Origin of the sequence: Streptomyces chisholmiae, from assembly GCF_031845445.1 — a bacterium.
Lineage (GTDB): Bacteria > Actinomycetota > Actinomycetes > Streptomycetales > Streptomycetaceae > Streptomyces > Streptomyces chisholmiae.
The window spans coordinates 9,394-30,652 of sequence record NZ_JAVREO010000018.1; the positions used below are offsets into that span (position 1 = coordinate 9,394).

The 21,259-nt window shown below is 75.6% G+C and carries 6 protein-coding genes; 2 read left to right on the forward strand and 4 right to left on the reverse strand.

The genetic code is table 11. From position 1 onward, the window contains the following. Nucleotides 1-30: 30 nt before the first annotated feature. The 4 genes from RM844_RS25215 to fabD all read right to left on the reverse strand — a co-directional run bounded on the left by RM844_RS25215 (nt 31) and on the right by fabD (nt 17,898). Nucleotides 31-7,047, reverse strand: a complete 7,017-nt coding sequence (locus RM844_RS25215) for an SDR family NAD(P)-dependent oxidoreductase (protein WP_311669673.1) — start codon at nt 7,045-7,047, stop codon at nt 31-33. Beyond that, entirely contained in the window at nt 7,044-14,645 is a 7,602-nt protein-coding gene (locus RM844_RS25220) for an SDR family NAD(P)-dependent oxidoreductase (RefSeq protein ID WP_311669674.1), read from the reverse strand. The genes RM844_RS25215 and RM844_RS25220 overlap by 4 nt, the downstream gene beginning before the upstream one ends. Nucleotides 14,646-14,754: 109 nt before the next feature. Further along, nucleotides 14,755-15,573: an enoyl-CoA hydratase/isomerase gene (locus tag RM844_RS25225; RefSeq protein ID WP_311669675.1), complete on the reverse strand. Its 819-nt coding sequence runs from the start codon at nt 15,571-15,573 to the stop codon at nt 14,755-14,757. Then, the gene (gene fabD / locus RM844_RS25230) at nt 15,574-17,898 is read right to left on the reverse strand and encodes an ACP S-malonyltransferase (RefSeq protein ID WP_311669676.1); all 2,325 of its coding nucleotides are present in this window, start codon (nt 17,896-17,898) and stop codon (nt 15,574-15,576) included. A gap of 1,060 nt (nt 17,899-18,958) precedes the next feature. Between fabD and RM844_RS25235 the strand changes: the two genes are divergently transcribed. Both RM844_RS25235 and RM844_RS25240 read left to right on the forward strand, forming a co-directional pair. Continuing rightward, the gene (locus tag RM844_RS25235) at nt 18,959-19,927 is read left to right on the forward strand and encodes an acyltransferase domain-containing protein (protein ID WP_311669677.1); all 969 of its coding nucleotides are present in this window, start codon (nt 18,959-18,961) and stop codon (nt 19,925-19,927) included. Then, complete coding sequence (locus tag RM844_RS25240) at nt 19,924-21,255, forward strand: beta-ketoacyl synthase N-terminal-like domain-containing protein (protein WP_311669678.1); 1,332 nt, start codon at nt 19,924-19,926, stop codon at nt 21,253-21,255. Before RM844_RS25235 ends, RM844_RS25240 begins: the two co-directional genes overlap by 4 nt. Nucleotides 21,256-21,259 lie beyond the last annotated feature (4 nt).

The window sequence follows — 21,259 nt, forward strand, 5'->3', positions numbered from 1 at the left end:
ATCTATTCCTCCTGCTATGAGTGGCGCTGCTCAGCGAGTCGTGTTCTCGATGGGGATCAGCAGGTCGTTCAGAAAGGCTTCACGGCCGGTGAACTGGGAGCTGTAGCGGTGGATGACGTTGCCGTCCGGGGTGCGCTCGCGGACCACCGGCTGGAGGCTGGCGCCGGCCGCGTTCACCGCCAGGGCGCGGCCCGGCGCCGCCGGCGCCCAGTACTGCTCGGTGGCGAACGGGTAGCCGGGCAGGCTGACCATGCTCGGCCGCTTCTCCCACAGGCCGTCGAACTGCGGCGGGTAGCCCTGGCTGTAGAACTCGGCCAGCGCGGTGAGGTGGTCGGAGTAGCGGACCGGGTCGTGCCAGACCGACTGGCTGGCCAGCACGAGGCCGTTGATGAGCCGCTCGATGGTCGAGTTGGGGGCGAAGTCCCGACTGACCGCGCCGCGCACCAGGTTGGGGATCTTCGCCCCGTCCGCCGCCTCCCGCAGCAGCCGGACCGCGTCGTCGCGGTCCTGGACCACCACCGCGCAGCGGTGGGTGAAGTGGTGCCGGCCGGTCATCAGGGTGCGGCTGACGGAGGCCAGGAAGCCGGCGCCGGTCTCCTCGGCCGGTCGGGCCGCCAGGTCGTCGGCCAGGTCGGTCAGCCGCTCGTGCAGCGCCTCCTCGGTCTTGGCGGAGAGCAGCAGCAGGTGGTGGCCGGGCGCGGCCGGCGCCGCGCCCCCGATGGCGCCGTGGCCGGCGTCGTGCGCCTGGATCACCACGTGGGCGTTGGTGCCGCTCATGCCGAACGAGCTGACCGCGCCCCGGCGGGGCCGCCCGGGCGTCTCGGGCCAGGCGCGGGCCTCGCGGTTGACGAAGAAGGGGCTGTTCTCCCAGTCGATGTAGTCGCTGAGGTGCTCGCAGTTGATGCTCGGCGGGATGGTGCCCTTGCGCATGGAGGTGACCAGCGCGATCAGGTTGACCAGCCCGGAGGCGGCCATGCTGTGGCCGATGTTGGGCTTGATCGAGGTGAGCGCGCAGTAGCCGGTGAGGTCGGTGCGGGACCGGAAGGCGTCGGCGAGCGCGTTGGTCTCGATCGGGTCGCCGAGCCGGGTGCCGGTGCCGTGCGCGACCAGGTAGTCCAGCGAGTCGGGCGCGATCCGGTGCCGGTCGTAGACGGAGGTCAGCAGCCGGGCCTGGGCCTCGCCGCTGGGCGCGGTGATCCCGTTGGTGCGGCCGTCGTAGTTGACGCCGCTGCCCAGGATCGTGGCATAGATCGGGTTGCCGTCGCGCTCGGCGGCGTGCAGCTTCTTGAGCACCAGCACGGCGACCGCCTCGCCGGGGACCATGCCGTTGGCGCGCTCGTCGAAGGCGTAGCAGGTGCCGTCGGCGGAGAGCATGTTGGCCTTGTCCATGACCAGGTAGTCGTGGGCCGAGGACATCAGGCTGGCGCCGGCCACGATGGCGGTGTCGCAGTCGCCGTACCGCAGGCTGAGGCAGGCCTCGTGCAGGGCCACCAGGCCGGAGGAGCAGGACGTGTTGATGGCCATGCTGGGGCCGTGGAGGTTGAGGAAGTAGGCCAGTCGGGACGCCAGGATCGAGGTGGCGTTGGAGGTGACGGTGGCCTCCTCGTCGACCAGGTAGCGGTAGTCGCCCTCCTCGACACCGACGAAGATGCCGATGTTCTCGCCGGTGCCCGGGCGGCTGCCGTGCCCGGCGTCCTCCAGCGCCCGCCACATCTCCTGGAGCAGCAGCCGCTGGCGCGGGTCCATCAACTCGGCCTCGCGCGGCGAGATCTCGAAGAACAGCGGGTCGAACTCGGCGATGCCGGGCACCGAGCCGAAGCGGGGCGCGGCGCGCTCCGCCACCGACTCGGGCAGCTGCCACCAGGGCTGCCGCTCCTCGGGGACGTCCCCGACGACGCTGCGGCCCTCGGCCAGGATGGACCACAGCTCCTCGACGCCGCGGGCGTCCGGGAACCGGCCGCTGAGCCCGACGATGGCGACCGGCTCGTCCAGCGGGTCGGGCCGGTCGGCGACGGCCGGCCTGGCCGGGGCGGCGAACCGGGCGGAGGCGTGCAGGCGTTCCCGCACGGCGGCGCGGGCCGCCGACGGGTCGGCGACGCCACCCTCCCGGTACCGCTCGTTCATCCGCTCGGTGTGCGCGGTGAGCAGGTGGTGGCTCAGCCGGGTCAGCGTCGGGTGGCTGAAGAACACGTCGGGCGTGATGGTGAAGCCCAGCCGGCCGCTGAGTTCGGCGGCGAACTTGGCGATGTTCAGCGAGTCGATGCCGTAGTTGGCGAGGTTCTCGTCGGCGTCCAGCTCCTCGGCCGGGATGCCGAGCACCCGGCCGGCGGCGTCGGCGACCTCCCAGGCCACGCACTGGGCGACCGTCCAGCCGCGCATCCGCGGCTGCCGGCCCTCGCCGTCGCCGCCCGGGGCGGCGGCGTCGGGGGCCGCCGACGGGGCGGCCTCCGGGACCAGTTCGTTGAGCCGGGCCAGCACGGTGCCGTCGGCAGCGGCCAGTTCGACGGTGACCGGCTGGTCGCCGCCGGCGGCCGCGGTGCCCGGGGTGACCAGCGCCCAGCGCGCCGGCTCGCCGGGTACGGCGAACTCGGCGGCCGGCAGCCGCCAGCCGCGGCCGGCCGCCTCGCCGGCGCCGAGCCGCTGCCAGACGGTGTCCAGCAGGCCGGTCAGCGCGGCGGGCCGCAGCACCAGCCCTGGCTCGGTCGACTCGGCGTCGCCGGCGGGCAGTTCGAGCAGCAGCCGGCCGGGGCCCGGGTAGCCGCGGAGCGCGGCCAGGTCCAGGGCCGGCAGGGCGTCGGCCGGCACCGGGCCGGCGGCGCCGTCGCAGACCAGGTAGGGCTCGTCGGCCGCCGGGACCACGTAGACGGCCCAGTCCACGGCCCAGTCGGCGGCGCCGTCACCGGCCGCCCGCAGATCGACCCGCAGGTCGAGCGGGCCGCCGGCCGCGCTGGCCGGCTCGTACCAGGCGACCTCCTTGATGGCCACCGGCGCCGGCTCGCCGCCCAGGCCCAACACCACGGCGGCGCGGACCAGTTCGAGGAGCGCGCCGGGCAGCAGTCGGCCCCCGGCCGCGGGCTCGAACCACTCCTCCCGGCCGGTGAGGGTGGAGGCGTAGCGGGTGCCGGTGACGTCGGAGACGTTGCGGTGCACCAGCGGGTGCGCCCGGCCGGCGGCCGGTGTCCCCCCGCCGGTGCCCGCGCCGGTCTCGGCCTCGGTGAGCCAGTACTCGGCGTGGTCGAACGGGTAGGGCGGCAGGTCGACCGGGAGCGGCGGGGTGCCGCCCCACAGGGCGCGCAGCGGGCCGGGCGCGTGGCCCTGGCAGTAGGCGCGGCCCAGCTCGGTCAGCGCGGTGGCGCCGCCGTCGGCGGCGACCTCGGCCACCAGGGTCTCGAAGGCGCGCTTGGCGGCGGCGCTGGTGACGTGGTCGCGCGGCACGGTGCCGGCCACCGTCTCGGGCCCGGCCGCCCCGTCGGCGGCCCGGCGCAGCGCGGCGACCGCGTCGGCGCGGTCCCGCACCACCAGGGCGCGGCGGCGGGCGAAGTGGTGCCGGCCGGTGATCAGGGCGTGGCTGACCGAGGCCAGCACGCCGTCCCCGACCTGGGCCGGCAGCGCCTCCAGGTGGTCGGCCAGCAGCCGGAGCTGGTTGCCGAGCGCGGTCTCGGTCCGGGCCGAGAGCAGCAGCAGGTGGGGCCCGGCGGCCGGTTGGGCGGCGAGCGCGGCCAGCTCACCGGCGACCGTGCCGTGCGCCTCCACCACGGCGTGCGCGTTGGTGCCGCTGATGCCGAAGGCGCTGACCGCGCCGCGCCGCGGCGCCGCCCCGTCGGCCGGCCAGGCGCGGGCCCGCTGGTTGACGTAGAACGGGCTGTCGGCCCAGTCGACGAAGTCGCTGACCTCGTCGCACTCGATGCTGGGCGGGATGGTCTCGTGCCGCATGCCGAGCACCAGGCTGATCAGGCTGACCAGGCCGGAGGCGGCCTGCGCGTGGCCGACGTTGGGCTTGGTCGAGGTCAGCGCGCAGAAGGCGCGGCGCTCGGTGTCCGGCCGGAACGCCTCGGCGAGCGCGTTGATCTCGACCGGGTCGCCCAGCCGGGTGCCGGTGCCGTGCGTCACCAGGTGGCCCAGCGACTCGGGGGTGATCCCGGCGCGCCGGTAGACGTCCCGCAACAGCCGGGTCTGGGCCTGCCCGTTGGGCGCGGTGATGCCGTTGGTCCGGCCGTCGTTGTTGACGCCGGTGGCCAGGATGTTGGCGTGCACCCGATCGCCGTCCCGCTCGGCGAGGTCGCGCCGGCGGAGCACCACCACGGCCACCGCCTCGCCGGGCACCATGCCGTCGGCCTTCCGGTCGAAGGCCCGGCAGGCGCCGGTCGGGGAGAGCATCCCGGCGCCGGTCATGGTGTCGTACTCGCGCGGGGTGGCGTGCACGTTGGCGCTGGCCACGATCGCGGTGTCGCAGTCGCCGTTGCGCAGGCTCAGGCAGGCGTCGTGCAGCGCCACCAGGCCGGAGGAGCAGGCGGTGTTGAGGGCGACGCTGGGGCCGGTCAGGTTGAGGAAGTAGGAGAGGCGGGCGGCGAGCACCGCGTTGTGGTTGGCGGTGATGTTCTCCTCGGCGGCGTCCCCGGTCGCGGTCAGCAGCCGGTAGTCGCCGTCCTCGATGCCGACGAACACCCCGACCTTCTCGGCGGCGAGGCGCTCCGCGCCGTGCCCGGCGTCCTCCAGCGCGTGCCACATCTCCTCCAACAGCAGCCGCTGCCGGGGGTCGAGGGCGGCGGCCTCGCTGGGCGCTATCTCGAAGAACAGCGGGTCGAACTCGGCGACGCCGGGCAGCGCGCCCATGGTGCGCGGCTTCCCGTCCGCCCACCAGGCGTGCCGCTCGCGCGGCATCGGGCCGAGCGCGCCACGCCCCTCGGCGAGCAGCGTCCACAGCTCGTCGACGGAGCGGGCGGCGGGGAACCGGCCGCTCATGCCGATGATGGAGACCTGCTCGGCGACCGGCCCGGCGAGGCCGGGCGCCGGGCGGCCGGGGCGGGGCAGCACGGCGGCCGGCGGCGGGCCGGCGGGAGCCGGCGCGGCCGGGGCAACGGGCGGGGCGGCGGCCGGAGTCGGCGCGGCGACGGGCGCGGCGGCCCGGGGCTGGGGGGTGCCCTGGGCGGCGAAGCGGCTGCCGTCGCCGCGCCGGGTCCGCAGCCGCGCCCCACGCCGCTCGCCCGCCGGCTCGGCGGGCGCGGGCGGTTCGGCGGGAGCGGGCGCGGACGTCTCGGTGGGGGCCGGAGCATAGCGCTCGGCCAGCGTGGCCTGGTGCCGCTCCAGCAGGAACGCGTGCAGCGAGCCCAGGCTCGGGTAGCTGAAGAACAGGTCGGGGGTGACGGAGACGCCCAGCCGTTCGGCGAGCACCCCGGCGAACTCCACCAGCGTGATGGAGTCGAAGCCGAAGTCCCGCAGGTTCTCGTCCGGGGCCAGCCGGTCCGCCGGGATGCGGAGGATCTGGCTGACCGCCTCGCCCAGCTCGCGCCGCAGTTCGTCGGCCGGGTCGGCGCCGGTCGGGGCGGCGGCCACCGGCTCGGCCGGCTCGGCCGGCTCCGCCGGGACCCGCAGGATGGTCCTGATCCGGTCCCGCTGCCCGGCCATCACCAGGTAGCCGGCGTCCGGCCGGGTCAGCAGCTCACGCAGCACCGCGGTGCCCTCCGTCGGCTCCAGGTAGCGCTGGCCGCTGGAGCGCAGGTAGAAGTCCCCGCTGTCGGCGTCCGCCAGGTTCATGCCGTCGCTGCGCCACAGCGGCCAGTTGACCGCCAGCCGGCGCGGCCCGCCCGGCCGGTGCCGGGCCAACAGCCGGGCGTGGCTGGACTGGTAGCGGTTGCCGACGGCGTAGTCGCAGGAGCCGAAGTCGCCGAGCACGGCGGCGCTGGAGGAGAAGTAGCAGACGAAGTCCGGTACCACGCCCGTGGCCTCCAGGGCGTCCTCCAGGTTGCGGGTGCCGGCCACCTTCGGCGCCAGGACGGCGGCGAAGGTGGCCGCGTCCCGGTCGGCGATGTTGCCGTGCCGCTCCACCCCGGCGGCGTGCAGCACGCCGTCGAGCCGGCCGAAGCGGGCCACCGCGTCGGTGACGGCGGCGGTCAGCGCGGTGGCGTCGGCGACGTCCGCCTGCCGGTAGAGGGTGTCGGCGGCGCCGGCGGCGGCCAGCGCGGCGAGCCGCTCGGCGACCCGGGGGTCGTCCTGCGGGCGGCGGCCCAGCAGGACCAGCCGGGCCTGGTACCGCTCGGCCAGCCAGGTCGCGAAGATCGTGCCCAGGCCGCCGGTCCCGCCGGTGATCAGGTAGGTGCCGCCGGTGCGCAGCGGCTCCTGGGCGCCGGGCGGCGGCTGCTGGTCGACCGGCCGCACCCGCTGCTCGTGCCGCCGGCCGCCGGTGTAGAGGGCGCTGGCCGGGCGGGCCGCCTGGAGCTCCCTGGCCAGCGCCTCGGGCAGCTCGGTGGCCGGCGCGGTGCCGCCGTCCAGGCACAGCACGCTGAGGGCGGTGCCGGGGACGACCAGGCCGATGGACCGCTCGAAGCCCAGCCAGGACTCCACGGCGGCCCGCTCCCGGTCGTCGGTGAAGGTGCCGCCGAAGACGATCCTGGCCGGCACCCGCCCCTCCCGGACGCCGTCCGAGGCGAGCACCCGCAGCAGCGCCCGCAGCGGGTCGGGGTCAGCCAGCACGGCGCGGCCGGCGCCGGCCTCGGTGCCCCACAGGTGGGCGATGACGTCCACCTGGCCGTGCTCGGCCGCGACCGCGGCCAGCAGCGCCCGGTAAGCGCCGGTCAGGTCGCCGCCCAGCTCGTACCGGTCGGCGGCGAGCCGCCGGAAGCCGGCTCCCGGCACCGCCCAGACGATCGTCAGACCGGGCTGGTCGGCGGTCAACCGCCGCCGGATCTCGGCCTGTTGTCCCTCGTCGGAGAGCAGGACGAGGGCGCACCCGTACCGGGTGGCCGGGCTCGCCGGCACCGCCGGCACCGCCTCCCAGTCCTCGGTGAACAGGTGCAGGTCGTCCGGGATGCTCACGTCCGGGCGGGTCATCGTGCCCCCTCATTTCTGTGGGCGAAACGGATACCGGACAGGCGGACCAGCAGCCGGCCGTCCCTGTCACGCATGGCGAGGTCGAGCGCCTGGGGCGACGCCCCGGCGGTGATGACCGCGTAGGCCGCGGCCGGGCCACGGCCGTGGAAGGTGACCTCGTCGACGCTGAGCGGGGCCACCGCGCCCGCCCCGGCCGGGGTGCCGCAGACTGCGGCCACCTGGAGGGCGGCGGCGAGCGGCACCGGGTGGGCGACGAAGCCGGTGGGGTCGCCGGCCTCGGCGGGCAGCCGCAGCTCGGCCAGCACGTGCGCCGTGCCACGGCGCACCGTGGTCACCGCCCGGTAGGCGGCGCCCCAGCGGAGCCCGGCGGCGGCCAGCGCGGCGTCCAGTTCGGCGGCGGTCAGCACCGGTTCGGTGCCGTCCGTCAGCAGTCGCGGGTCGATCTGGTCGCCCGCGTCCCAGGCCACCAGCGCGGCCTGGCCCTGGCAGTGCACCCGCACGTCGTCGGCCTGGTCCGGGCCGCCGGCGGCCGGCTGGTAGCAGTCGAACTCGACCAGCCCGTCCGGCCCCTGGACCAGCGCGATGTCCACCGGCGCCGGGTCCTCCGGCCGGTGCGTGTAGGACTCGTACCAGGCCAGGTCGGCGAGCCGGACGCCGAGGTGGTCGGCGTCCTGGCCGTGCGCGAGGGCGACGGCGGCCCTGGCCGCCTCGATCCACCCGGCGGCCGGCAACGAGGCGGCCTCACCCAGCAGGTGGTCCCGCAGGAACGGCTCCCGGCCGCTCCACCGGGACCGGAACCGCTCCTCCCGGAAGTCGGAGACGTTCTCCCGCACCAGCGGGTGCGGGGCCCCGGCCCCGGCCTCGGCCGGAACGGGCAGCGCCTGGTCGGCCGGCACGCCGCCGGCCCACCGGTCGAGCAGCGTCCTGGCGTGCTCGCCGGCCGCCAGCAGGCCGTCGACGAAGCCGCGCAGGTCCGCGTCGCCCAGCGCCGGCGCGCCGGCCACCGGGGCGGTGGCCTCGGACGCCCCGGGGGCGGGGCGCAGCCAGTACCGCTCGCGGGCGAACGGGTAGCCGGGCAGCGCCGCGTGCCGCAGCGGCCCGTCGTACAGCTGGGCCCAGTCCACGTCGGCACCGGCCACCCAGGCGGCGGCCAGCGCCGGCAGGTCGCGGCGGCGCAGCGCGTCGGCGACGGCCGCGCGGTCCGGCCGGTCGGCCGGGCCGGCGCCGGCGCCGCTCCAGCAGTCCACCGTCGGCGGGCTGCCCTGGGCGGCGGCGGTCAGCACGTCGGCCAGCTGGTGCGGGTCGCGGGCCAGCACGGCCAGCCGGCGGCCCAACGGCTGCCGCCGGACCCCGAGTTGGTAGGCGATCTCGGAGAGCCGGAGCCGGTCGGCGCCGTTCTTGACGGCGGTCGCCAGGTTGGCGCAGTGCTCCCGCAGCCGCTCGGCGTCCTTGGCGGAGACCACCACCAGGTACGCGCCCTCGACCGGGCCCCTGGGGGCCAGCGGGCCGGTGTACTCCTCGACCACCACGTGGGCGTTGGAGCCGCCGGCGCCGTAGCAGGTGACGCCGGCGCGGCGCGGCAGGGTGCTGCCGTCCGGCGCGGTCTTCGCCGGCCAGGGCACGGTCGCCCGCGGGATGTGGAAGCCGCCGGCGGCCAGGTCGATCCTGGGGTTGACGGTCTCCGAGTGCAGCGACGGCACCAGCTCGCCGTGGCGCAGCTGGAGCAGCACCTTGGTGAGGCTGGCGACGCCCGAGGCCCCCTCCAGGTGGCCGATGTTGGTCTTCACCGAGCCGACCGCGCAGCCGTCGGCCGCGCCGCCCGGCGCGGCGCCGGTGGCGCTGTCCTGGGCGAACGCCCGGCTCAGGCCGGCCAGTTCGACCGGGTCGCCGAGGGCGGTGCCGGTGCCGTGCGCCTCCACGTAGCCGACGGTGTCGTGCGGCACGCCGGCGGCGCGCAGCGCGGTGCCGACCACCTCGGCGTGGGCGCGCGGGTTCGGCACGGTGAAGCCGTTGGCGCGCCCGCCGTGGTTGACGGCGGAGCCGCGGATCACGCCGTGGATCTGGTCCCCGTCGGCGATCGCGTCGCGCAGCGGCTTGAGCACCAGCGCGCCGACCCCCTCGCCCGGCACGAAGCCGTCGGCGTCGGCGCCGAAGCTGCGGCACCGGCCGGTGGGCGAGAGCATCTTGAGCTGGCCGAGCCAGTCGTACTTGGCCGGGTGCAGGTAGAGGTTGACGCCACCGACCAGGGCCAGCCGGCACTCGCCGCGGCGCAGGCTGGCGGCGGCCAGGTGGACGGCGCTGAGCGAGGCGGCGCAGGCGGTGTCGACGGGCACGCTGGGGCCGCGCAGGTCCAGGCCGTAGGAGACCCGGTTGGCGATGGACCACAGGGTGGAGGTCGGCACCTCGTGACCGCCGGCCCGCCAGTGGTCGGGGCCCCACAGCTGGTAGGTCTGGGTGGTGACGCCCACGAAGACGCCGACCTGCCGCTCGCCGGGCACGTCCGGGTCGCCGAGCCGGTGCGGCGGGTAGCCGGCGTCCTCGAACGCGGTCCAGGCGGTCTGCAGGAAGAGCCGTTCCTGGGGGTCCATCACCTCCGCCTCGCGCGGGGAGATGCCGAAGAACAGCGGGTCGAAGGCGTCCACGTCGTCGAGGAAGCCGCCGGCGCGGGTGACGCCGTCGGCCGGGTCGCCGGCCGGGCGGGCGGCCCGGTCCCAGCGCCCGTCGGGCACCTCGGTGACGCAGTCCCGGCCGGCCCGCAGGTTCTCCCAGAAGGCGTCCAGGTCGTCGGCTCGCGGGTAGCGGCCGGCCATCCCGATGACGGCGATCCCGTCCGCCGCCGGGTCGTCGGCCGCGACGGGCTCGGCGACCCCGGGGGCGGTGGTGGGCACGGCCGGGGCGACGGTGCCGACCTGGGCGGCGGCCGGCTCGGTGGCCGGGGCGGCGGTCGGGGCGGCGGTCGGGGCCTGGTCGGCGTACCGGGCCGCCAGCGCGGCCGGGTGGTAGCCGGCCAGCGCCTCGGCGACCTGGCTGATGGTGCGGCACTCGAAGAGCAGGGTGTGCGGGATACTGCCCAGCTCGCGCTCCACCTGGGAGTTGAACTGGCCGATGGTGATGGAGTCCACGCCGTACTCGTCGAAGCCGAGCGCGGTGTCGATCTGCCGCTCCGGCACGCCGAGCAGCTCGGAGAAGAGCGTCACCACGTAGCGGGTGGCGTACTCGCCGGCCGAGGCGGCCGAGGCGGCCGGCCCGGCGTCCTGGGTCGCCGGCTCGGCGGCCGGCGGCGCGAACGGCGCGGCCCCGGCCAGCAGTTCGGCGGCCGACCCGGGGGCGCCGTAGACCAGCACCCGGTGCCCGCCGGGGCCGGCCAGCAGCGTCTCCAGCGCCGCCAGGCCGACCGGCGCCGGCATCGGGGCCAGGCCACGGTCGCGGCGGAAGACGGTGGTCACGTCGTCACCGACGGCCATGCCACCGCCCTCCCACAGCGGCCAACCGACGCTGACCGTGCGGCCGTTGACCTCGCCGGCCGCCCGGCGCCGCTCCCGGTCCAGGGCGTAGGCGTCGAGGTAGGCGTTGGCGGCGGCGTAGTCGGTCTGGCCGGGGTTGCCGGCCACCGCGACCACCGAGGAGAACAGCACGAAGAAGTCCAGCGGCTCGGCGCCGGTCGCCTCGTCCAGGTGCCGGGTGGCCAGCGTCTTGGGGGCCAGCACGGCGGCCAGCTGGTCCGGCGTCTTGTGCCGCAGCAGGCCGTCCCGGAGCACCCCGGCGGAGTGCAGCACGCCGGTGAGGCCGCCGTGCCGGCGGCGGATCTCGGCGACCAGCCCGGCGGCGCCGGCCGGGTCGGCCAGGTCGGCGGCGAGGTACTCGACGCGGCCGGGGGCCCCGTCCCGCAGCTCGGCCAGCTCGGCGGCGCGCTCCTCGGGCGCGCTGCGCCCGGTGAGCACCACCCGGGTGCCGGGGGTGCGCAGCAGCTGCCCGGCGACCAGCCGGCCGAGACCGCCGGCGCCGCCGGTCACCAGGTAGACGCCGCCCTCGCGGAGCGCGGGCCGGCCGGTCGGGGCGACGGCCGGGAAGGGCGCCTCGGTGAAGCGCTCCTCCGCCCGCTCCCCGTCCTGGTGGCGCACCGCGTCGGCCGGGGTGTCCAGGGCGAGTTCGGCGACGGCCAGCCGCCACAGCTCCGGGTCGTCGACGCCCCGCCCGGCGGTCAGCACCCGGGCCCGCACCCGGCTGGTCTCGCGCCGCAGCGAGCGGCCCAGGCCGGTGACGGCGGCCGCCTCGGGCGGGATGCCGGCGTCCGGGCCCGGGCGGACGCCGAGCAGCACGGCCCGCCCGCCGGGCGTGCCGGCGTCCCGCTCGACCAGGGCGCGGGCCAGTTGGCTGGCGGCGTGCACGGTCTCGGCGAGCCGCCGCTCGGCGGTGCCGTCCGGGTCCGGCTCGATCAGCTGCAACACGGCGGTCGGCGCCGGGCCTTCGGCGGCCAGCTCGGTGAACAGCCGGTCCCAGTCGTCGGGTTGGTCGGGGCGGACCCGCCAGCCGTCGTCGGCGCGGCCGAACTCGGCGGCCAGCCGCACCCAGTGCGTCCGCGCGTCGCCGAGCGCCGCCGCGGCGGCCGGCCTGGCGGCGGCCCAGGCGTGCTCGGGCAGCACCACCAGCAGCGGGCCGGCGGGCGCCGGCAGCGGAGTGCCGGCGGCCGGCACCCAGTGCGCGGCCGGCTCCAGCAGCCGGTGGCCGGTGTCGGCGACCGGCGCGACGGTGCCGGCCGTCCCGGCGTTGGCCTCGACGGCGGCATCCGGGCGGGCGGCTGGCGCCCGGTGGGTGACCCGCACGAACTCGGTGGTGGGCAGCGGCACCGCGCGGCGCGGCCCGGCGTCCAGGAACCGGCGCCAGTCGACGGACACGCCGCCGCGCCACAGCGCCAGCAGCGGCTCGGCCAACAGGTCGGCGAACGCGTCGTCGCCGTCGACCACCACGTCGGCGGGGCCGGTGGCGCCCGGCTCGCCCAGCCACAGGGTCGCCGTGTCGGGCTCGGTGGCGGCCGGCGCCGGCGCCGCGGCCCAGGCGCGCAGCAGCTCGGGGTCGGCCGGCATGCCGGCGCGGGCGCGCAGCCGCGGGAAGTCGCCGGCCGGCGCCGGGCCGCCGGTGCGGGCCCGCAGGTCGGCGGCGACCGCGGCGCGGGCCTCCGCGCCGCCGGTGAGCAGCGCCGGCAGGTGCGCCCTGGTCAACACCCCGGCGGCCAGCAGGTCGAGGATCTCGCGGGCCCGTGGCTCGGCGACCATCAGGTCGCGCGGCAGGCTCCACTTGCGGTCCACCAGGTCCAGGGCGTGCTGGGTGGCCAGCACGCGGAAGACCTCGCCGGCCCCGGTCGCGCCGGCCGGCGGCTCCGCCCAGCCGGCCCGCTCCAGCGGCAGCCGCCAGTCGTCCCGGTCCTGCCGCGCCAACTCCTGGTTCCAGGCGCGCAGATGGCCGCGGAAGGTGTGCTGCCCCTCGACCAGCCCGGCGGCCTTGGCCCACACCGCGGCGGTCTCCTCGGCGCCCAGCGTGAGCCCGTCGAACAGCTCGGCCAGGTACTCCTCGTCCCAGGGGTGGACGGGGTAGGTGTGGCCGGTCAGCGGCTCGGTGAAGGGCAGTCGGGGCGCCTGGGGCTCGATGGTCGCCGGCGCGTCGTCCTTGGCGAGGTCGGCCGCGGTGGACCAGTCCAGGGTGCCGACGGCGGCCAGCGCCGGCCAGACGCCGGCGCCGTGGCCGGTGACGGTGTCGGGCGCCAGGCCGGCGCGCACCAGCACCCGGACGGTGAGCAGGGCGAAGACCAGCTCGGCGCGGCGGCCCCGCTCGCCCTGCCGCAGGGCGCGCAGCGCGCTGGCGGCGGGCCCGGAGCCGGCCCGGAACTCCTCGACGACCTCGGCGTAGGCGGGCGAGGCCAGCAGCTCGCGCAGCCGGGCCCGGGACGGCGGGCGGAGCCGGCCGACGGCCAGCCGCCAGCGGCGCTCGACGGGCGGCTCGCCCTCGCCGGCCGCCGCGACCAGCGCGGCGATCTCCTCGGGCCCGCTGACCAGGCCGCCGAACCGGACCTGGGCGTGTTCCCGGCCGACGGCCAGGGTGTGGCTGACGTCGGCGGTGGCGGCCAGCGCCCAGTCGGGGGCGGCGGTCAGGGCGCGCCACCGGTCGAGCAGCCGGCGCAGCGACTCGGGCGACCTGGCGGAGAGCAGGAACGGGTACCGGCGCGGGGTGCCGTCGGCGTCCGCCGGGGCCGGCTCGGGGGTGGGCAGCGCGGCGCCGGCCGCCGGCCGGTACTCCTCCACCACCAGGTGGGAGTTGACGCCGCCCATGCCGAAGGAGCTGACGCCGGCCCGCAGCGGCGCGCCCGCGGTGTGCGGGTGCCAGTCGGTCGGCTCGGTGGTGATCTCGAACGGGCTGCCGTCGAGCTTGATCAGCGGGTTGAGCGCTGTGATGTGGATGCTGGGCGGCACCCGCCGCTCGGCCATCATCATCAGCACCTTGATCAGCCCGGCGACGCCGGCGGCGGCCTCCAGGTGGCCGATGTTGGGCTTGACCGAGCCGACGTGGCACCAGCCGGCGTCGTCCGAGGCGGCCCCGAAGACCTGGCGGAGCGCCTCCACCTCGATCGGGTCGCCGAGCGAGGTGCCGGTGCCGTGCGCCTCGACGTAGGTGATGGTGCGCGGGTCGGTGCCGGCGCGGGCCAGCGCCGCGGTGATGACCTCCCGCTGGGAGGCGACGGTGGGGGCGGTGATGGTGGCCCGGCTGCCGCCGTGGTTGACGGCGCTGCCGGTGAGCACGCCGTAGATGTGGTCGCCGTCCCGGACCGCGTCGTCCAGCCGGCGCAGCAGCACCATGCCCACGCCGTCGCCCGGCACGTAGCCGTCGGCGTCCTCGGAGAAGGTCCGGCAGTGCCCGGTGGGGCTGAGCATCCGCGCCTTGGAGAACGAGATGTACTTCCACGGGTGGAGGTTGAGGTTGACGCCGCCGGCCAGGGCGAAGTCCGCCTCGTCGTCGCGGAGCGCCCCGATGGCCAGGTGGATGGCGACCAGCGACGAGGCGCAGGCCGCGTCGACGGAGACGCTGGGGCCGCGCAGGCCGAGCGTGTGGGAGAGCCGGTTGGCCATCAGGCAGTCGTAGCCGCCGAGCGCCGAGTGGCTCTCCACCGCCTCGGTGTCGCGGGCCGACTCCTGGAGGTGGTCGCGGGACATCGCGCCGACGTAGACGGCGGTCCTGGTGGCGCGCAGCGCGTCCAGCGGGGTGCCGGCGTCCTCCAGGCAGTGCCAGGTCTCCTCCAGCAGCAGCCGCTGCTGGGGGTCGGTCTGGGCGGCCTCGCGCGGGGAGATCCGGAAGAAGGAGTGGTCGAAGTCGTAGGGGTCGGCGACCTGGCCGGCCCACTTGCTGAGGGTCTTGCCCGGTTCGGCCACGTCCGGCGAGTAGTACCGGGCCGGGTCCCAGCGGTCGGGCGAGATCTCGGTGGTGGAGGCGCGGCCGGCCAGCAGGTTGGCCACGTAGGCGCGGTGGTCGGGGGCGTCCGGCAGCCGGCAGCCGATGCCGGTGACGGCGATGGCCACGCCGGGGGTGGAGTCCTGGGTGGGTGCGTTCATCGTGCGCGGGTCACCTCTCCGCTCGCGCGCGGGGTCGGGTGGACGCTCGGCGATGGCTGCGCCAGCACGTCGTTCTCCTTGCTCGTGGGCCTCGGGTGGTTCGTGGGCCTCATGCCGGGCCCTCGTCCGCGCGGCGGCCGGGGTGCGGGCCGCCCTGCTCCCAGGGGTAGATGCCGTGTTCGACGAAGCGGGTGATGCGCTCCAGGTTGCGGGGGTCGGAGAAGATCTCCAGGTTGGCGGCGATCGCCGGCTCCCGGTGCCGGCCGACCGGGGCCAGCTCGGTGCTCATGAAGCGCTTGTAGCGGGCGATGCCGTCCACCGACAACTTGCCGAGCCGGCCCAGGTGTTGGGCGAGCAGCGGGCCGCCGCGCTCGGCGCAGGCGTCCACCAGCCCCCACTCGGCCGCCTGCCTGGCGTCCACCGAACGGGTGGTCAGCGTCAGGTAGTTGGCCCGCTGGAAGCCGACCCGCCGGGTGAGGAACGGCAGCACCATCGCCGGGTAGAGCCCGAAGAGCAGCTCGGAGAGCCCGAAGGTGGCGCTGGTGTCGGCGATCGCCACGTCGCTGGCGGCGACGAAGCCGACGCCGCCCGCGTTGGTCTTCCCCCGCACGTGGGCGACGGTGACGAAGGGGCCGGTCGCCATGCGCAGCCAGAGGTCGAACAGCGGCGCCGGGTCGTACTCGGCGGCCGGCTCCGACCCCACCGGCGCCTGCCCCTCGGCGACGGCGGTGAAGTCGGCGCCCACGCAGAACACCTCGGGTGAGCCCTCGAAGACGACCACGCCGACGCCGTCCCGCGCGCAGTCGTCGAGGACCGCGTGGCACTCCCTGACCAGGGTGTCGTTGATGGCGTTCTCCCGCTCGGGGCGGTCGAACCGCACGCGGCAGACCTGGCCCTGGCGCCGCACCCGTATCGTTTCGTGGTCCATTCAGGCGGTACCCACCGCGGCCAGCCGGCGGCCGAGGACGGCGGCGGCCTCGTCGAGCAGCCGGCCGTTGATCTCGGCGACGTGCCGGCGGCGCCAGTCCTCCCACTCGGTGCCCTTCACCCACTGGTTGAAGGCGCCGAGCGCGGGACCGCAGTGCACCTGGAAGTCGACCCGGCCGTCGTCGTCGCCGCTGAGCGCCTGGCGGGTCGAGTTGGCGAAGTACCACTTGAAGACGAGCGCCATCTTGTGCTTCGGGTCCTGCTCGGCCTTCTCGATCTCGGCCGCCGGGTGGTGGGCCCGGACGTCGGCGTAGACCTCGTCGAAGCTCTTCCTGAAGTAGCGGGTCTGGAGCTGCCGGGCGGCCGTCGCGTCCAGCTGCTCCAGGGCGTCGTACCGCTTGTACAGCTCGTACAGCTTGTTGGCGCGGGCCGGGAAGAGGACGCCCCGCTTGAGCACCTGCACCCGGCCGCCGACCTCGAAGCCGTCGCCCGAGGGCGCGTAGTCGGTGTCCTGGATGTTGATGTCCTGGAGCAGGTCCTTGACCAGGTCGCTGGTGCCGGCCTCGACGGTGCACTGGTTGATGGAGCCGGTGGTGACGAAGTCCGCGCCCATCAGGAAGCAGGCCGCGGCCGCGTCGGGGGTGCCGATGCCGCCGGCGGCGCCCAGCCGGATCGGCCGCCGGTAGCCGTGCTCGGCCACCAGATCGTCGCGCAGCCGGCGGATGGCGGGCAGCAGGGTGAGGGCGACGCCCTGGTCGGTGTGGCCGCCGGAGTCGGCCTCCAGGCAGAGGTCGTCGGCGACCGGCAGCTCGCCGGCCAACTCGGCCTCGGCGGCCGTGATCCGGCCCTGCTCCAGCAGTTGGGCGACGAGCCGGGCGGGGGCCGGGCTGAGGAAGGCGCGGGCGATCTCGGGCCGGGAGACCTTGGCGATGACCCGGTTGCGGGCCACCACCTGGCCGTCGGCGGCGCGGGTCAGGCCGGCCAGCCGGTAGCGGACCAGGGCCGGCGTCATGGCGATGAACGAGGACGCCTCCACCACCCGCACGTCGTGCCGGAGGCAGATGTCGACCAGGGCCTCCTCGCGCTCCGGACGGGCCCGGTCGGAGACCAGGTTGACGCCGAACGGCTCGCCGGCGGTGAGTTGGCCGCGCAGGTGCCGCAGGTCGGCCTCGACCCGCTCGGGGGCCTGCCCCGCGGTGCCGAGGAAGCCGAGCATGCCGCCCCTGGCGACGGCGGCGACCAGCTCGGCCGAGGCGATGCCGCGGTACATGCCGCCGGCCACGCAGGCGTAGCGCAGGCCGTAGTCCCGCTTGAAGCTGACGCTGCCCAGGTCGGCGGCGGTGACCCGCAGGCCGCTGCCCGCGGCGGCCGGCCCCGCGTCGGCCAGCGCCGGCGGGGCGGCCTGGGCCGGGGCGGTGCCGGCGGTGGCCGCGGGGGCGGTCGCCGGCTCGGTCTCCTCGTCGGCGACGATCAGCGGCCCGGCCTCCCGGCGGATGCTGCGCACCAGGCTGGTCAGCACCCGCCCGGGACCCACCTGGAGCAGCTCCTCCTCGCCCTTGCCGAGCAGGTAGCGGATGCTCTCGCTCCACCGGACGCCGGAGGAGATCTGGGAGACCAGCGTCTCGACCACCCGGTCGGCCCGGTAGGGACGGGCGGTGACGTTGGCGATGACCGGGATCCTCGGGGCGGAGACGGCGAACCGCTCGACGTGCGCGGTGAACTCCAGCTGGGCCTCGGCCATGTAGCGGGAGTGGAAGGCGCCGCTGACCGCGAGCGGCCGGAACATCCGCGCCTGCGCGGCCTTGAAGACCGCCTCGGCCCGCTCGATGTCCTCCCGCAGGCCGGAGACGACTATCTGGGAGGGCGAGTTGAGGTTGGCGACGTCGATGGTGTCGAGGCCGGACTCCCGCAGGATGTCGCGGACCTCCTTCTCGTCCAGCCCCACCACGGCGGCCATGCCGCCGCCCTGGGCCTGGCCCATCAGCTCGCCGCGCCGCTTGACCAGCCGCAGCCCGGTGGCGAAGTCGAACGCGCCGGCGGCGACGAGGGCGTTGTACTCACCCAGGCTGTGGCCGGCGACGTAGTCGGGCTCCGGCTTGCCGTCCGCCAGCAGCCGGCGGTAGCTCAACTCGTTGACCACGAAGAGCGCCGGCTGGGTGTACTGGGTGTGGTTGAGCCGCTCCTCGGGACCCTCCAGGGCGAGGGAGCGGATGGAGTACCCGAGGATCTCGTCCGCGACGTCCGTCAGGTCCCTGAAGTCGTCGAAGAGGTCGGCGCCCATGCCAAGGGTCTGGGATCCCTGACCCGGGAAGAGGTAAGCCACCATGGTGGGGTGTCCTTCCTTTCACGCACCCATGTGAAGCTGGATTACCTGTCCGGGCAGCACTGTTCAGCACACTCGCGTGGGGAGCCGAACCAGCTGCCACAAGCAGACAGGACGTACCGCGAGGAACCCGCAGCCCCACCATCGAGCGCCGGGTGTCCGGGTGCTTCCGCCGACTTGGGGAGCCGGCGGGGGGAGTAAGCGACCACGGCCACTTGGCCTCTGGGTACGACGGGTCAGTAAAAGCTCTTTTCGATTCGTTCACAACTGGTATACCACAGTCCCGACCGAGGAATATTTCATCCCGTCAGGCGGACCGTGAACAACAGAGAGGCCCCGAAAAAGACTCGGGATGGGGTTGCCTCACATACCACCGAAACGAATCCGCGAGGTTACACGGAGGACACTAAACCGCCTCGGCTCGACACGGCCGAGCAACGCGTGGTCCGTCGTCTACGAACTCTGGTCCTACCCATGTGTCAGCGCTCCCCCGTAGAGCTATGAGAAATGTTGTTCAGCCGGGCCGTGGTCAGACCCACCACACCGGACGGACCCGCCCACCAGCCAGCACGACTGGGGTGAACTGGGCGTTACCAGCGATGTTCGGTCTCACCACGCACATCGGAACAGACGCCAGCGACGCCTCGGCAGTTCCCGTGGAACCGCGCGTCATTCCATCGCACCGAGCACCGCCGCCGCAACCCGGGCCGACGGCCGGTTACCGGATCGAGACGGGTCACCACACCGCACGATTGTCCGCCAAATCCCCCCAAACAATGCCCACCGGCCATACATCCCCTTACGCACCTTGCCGACGCTTGCCCGCTTGTGCAGCTGAGTGCAGAAATCGGAACTCGGACGTCCGTTTTCGGCAGTAGCGGCCAGACCGCCCCAGTGGCCCCGCTGTCACGAATTGTCGACAGATGTCCCGGTCGGTTGACCCTCAATGCGGCGCTCGGCTAGGGTCCGGCCGTTATTCGGTATTAGGCTGCACTCGGTAGTGGGCAGTCACGCGTTCGTTGACGCGTAAATTTCACGAGAATGCAACCGGGGGATAAGAGACATGCCGAACACGGTGTACCTGCTCGGCGGCCAGGGATCGCAGTACTTCGGGATGGTCTCCTCCCTCTACCAGGAGAACACCGAGTTCCGCCGCTCCATGGACCGGCTGGACGCCGCCTACCGCGACCGCTTCGGCGGCTCCGTCCTGGAGTACCTCTACGACCCGCGGCGCGGGCTGGGTGACCCGCAGGACGACCTCCCCCGCTCCAACGCCGCGATCTTGATGGTCGAGTACGCGCTGGCCGAGCTGCTCACCTCGCACGGCGTCCGCCCGGACGTGCTGGTCGGCGCCAGCCTGGGCGAGTTCACCGCCATGGCCATCGCGGGCCTGGCCCCCGTGGAGGACGTGCTCGGCTTCGTGGTCGAGGCGGCCCGGCTGCTGCTGACCGCGGTGCCCGCCGGCGGCATGCTCACCGTGCTGGGCAACCCGGGCCTCTTCGAGGAGCTGCCCGCCCTGCACCAGCACACCGAGTTGGCCTCGGTCAACCACGACAACCACTTCGTGCTCAGCGGCGACACCGGCGGCCTCGCCCGCGCCGCCAACGTGCTCAAGGAACGCGGCCTGATGACCGTCGCGTTGCCGGTGCGCGTCCCGTTCCACTCCTCGCTGCTGGACCGGGTGCGCGAGCAGGTCACCGAACTGGCCGCGCGTTCCCTCGGGTTCGGTGCCACGCCGGCCGCGCCGCACCCCGGCGCCCCGGTGCTGGTCTCCTCCACCACCGCCGACGTCACCCCGGGCTGGGGCGCCGCCGACTGCTTCGAGATCCTGCGCCGCCCGATCGCGTTCACCAAGGCGCTCGGCGCCGTACCCGGGGCGGCCGACGCCCGCTACGTCGACCTGACCCCGTCCTCGACGCTCGCCACCCTCATGAAGACCAGTCACCGCGGCCACCGCGGCTTCCCGATCAGCACCCCGTTCGGCACCGAGCCGGCCCTGCTCAAGGCCGTGCTGGCCGAACTGCGGCCGTGAGCGCCCGCAACGGCGTCGCCGTCACCGGGCTCGGCGTCCAGTCGGCGCTGGGCGCCGGGCTGGCGGCGTTCACCGCCGGGCTGCGCGCCGGCGTGCCCGCGGTGACCTTCGAGCCGCCGGCCGACGACCTGCCGCCGACGCTGGGCGTCGCGGCCCGGCTGGGCCCGTCGCCGGCCGGGCCGCCGCCCGGCACCGACCCGGCCACCGCGGCCCGGCTGGCCCCGCTGCTGCGCCGGGCCACCAGGTCGAAGCGGTACGCGCTGCTGGCCGCCGTCGAGGCCTGGTCGCAGGCCGGGCTGCCGGCCGCGCCGGACACCGACACCGGCCACGCCGCCGCGGGCGCCCCCGCCCCCGAGACCCGCGGCCTGGACGCCACCCGCGCCGGCGTCGTGGTCGCCGGCGGCAACCAGGCGCACCAGCTGTACCAGGAGATGGGCGGCAAGTTCCGCGCCTCCCCCGCCTTCGTCCGCCCCAGCTACGCGCTCGACCTGTGGGACACCGATCTGCTCGGCACCGCCAGCGAGTTGTTCGGCGCGCTCGGCGACGGCCTCACCACCGGCGGCGCCTCGGCCGCCGGCAACGTCGGCCTGGTCACCGGCCTCCGGCTGGTCCGCGACGGCTACCTGGACGTCTGCCTGGTCATCGCCCCGATGACCGAGCTGTCCCCGGTCGAGCGGATGGCGTTCTTCAACCTCGGCGCGCTGGGCGCCAAGCTGGTCCAGGAGCCGGCGGCCGAACGCAGCCGCCCGTTCGACGCCGAGCACGACGGCTTCGTCTACGGCGAGGGCGCGGCCGCGCTGCTGCTGGAGTCCCCCCGGCACGCGGCCGCCCGCGGCGCCACCCCGCTGGCCCGGCTGCTCGGCGGCGCCGTCCTGCTGCACGGCAGCCGGCTCTCCACCCCGTCACTGCCCGACGAAGTCCGGGTGATGCGGGCCGCGTTGGCCGACGCCGGGCTGGACGCCGGCCAGCTGGACCAGGTCAACGCGCACGCCACCGCCACCCCGCTCGGTGACGAGGTCGAGGCCGAGGCGCTGCGCGAGGTGCTCGGCCCGCACGTGGCACGCCCCTGGGTCAACGCCACCAAGTCGCTCACCGGGCACTGCCTCGGGGCGTCGGCCGCCATCGAGGCGGTCGCCTGCGTCCAGCAGCTCCGGCACGGCTTCGTGCACCCCAACGCCAACCTGCGCCAGCCCGTGCCGGCGGCCAAGCCGCTGCGGCTGGCCGGCCGGCGGGCGGTCGAGGCGGAGACCCGGTACGCGCTGAGCAACGCCTTCGGCTTCGGCGGCATCAACACCAGCGTCGTGCTGGCCGCCCCGGCGGCGCCCTGACCCA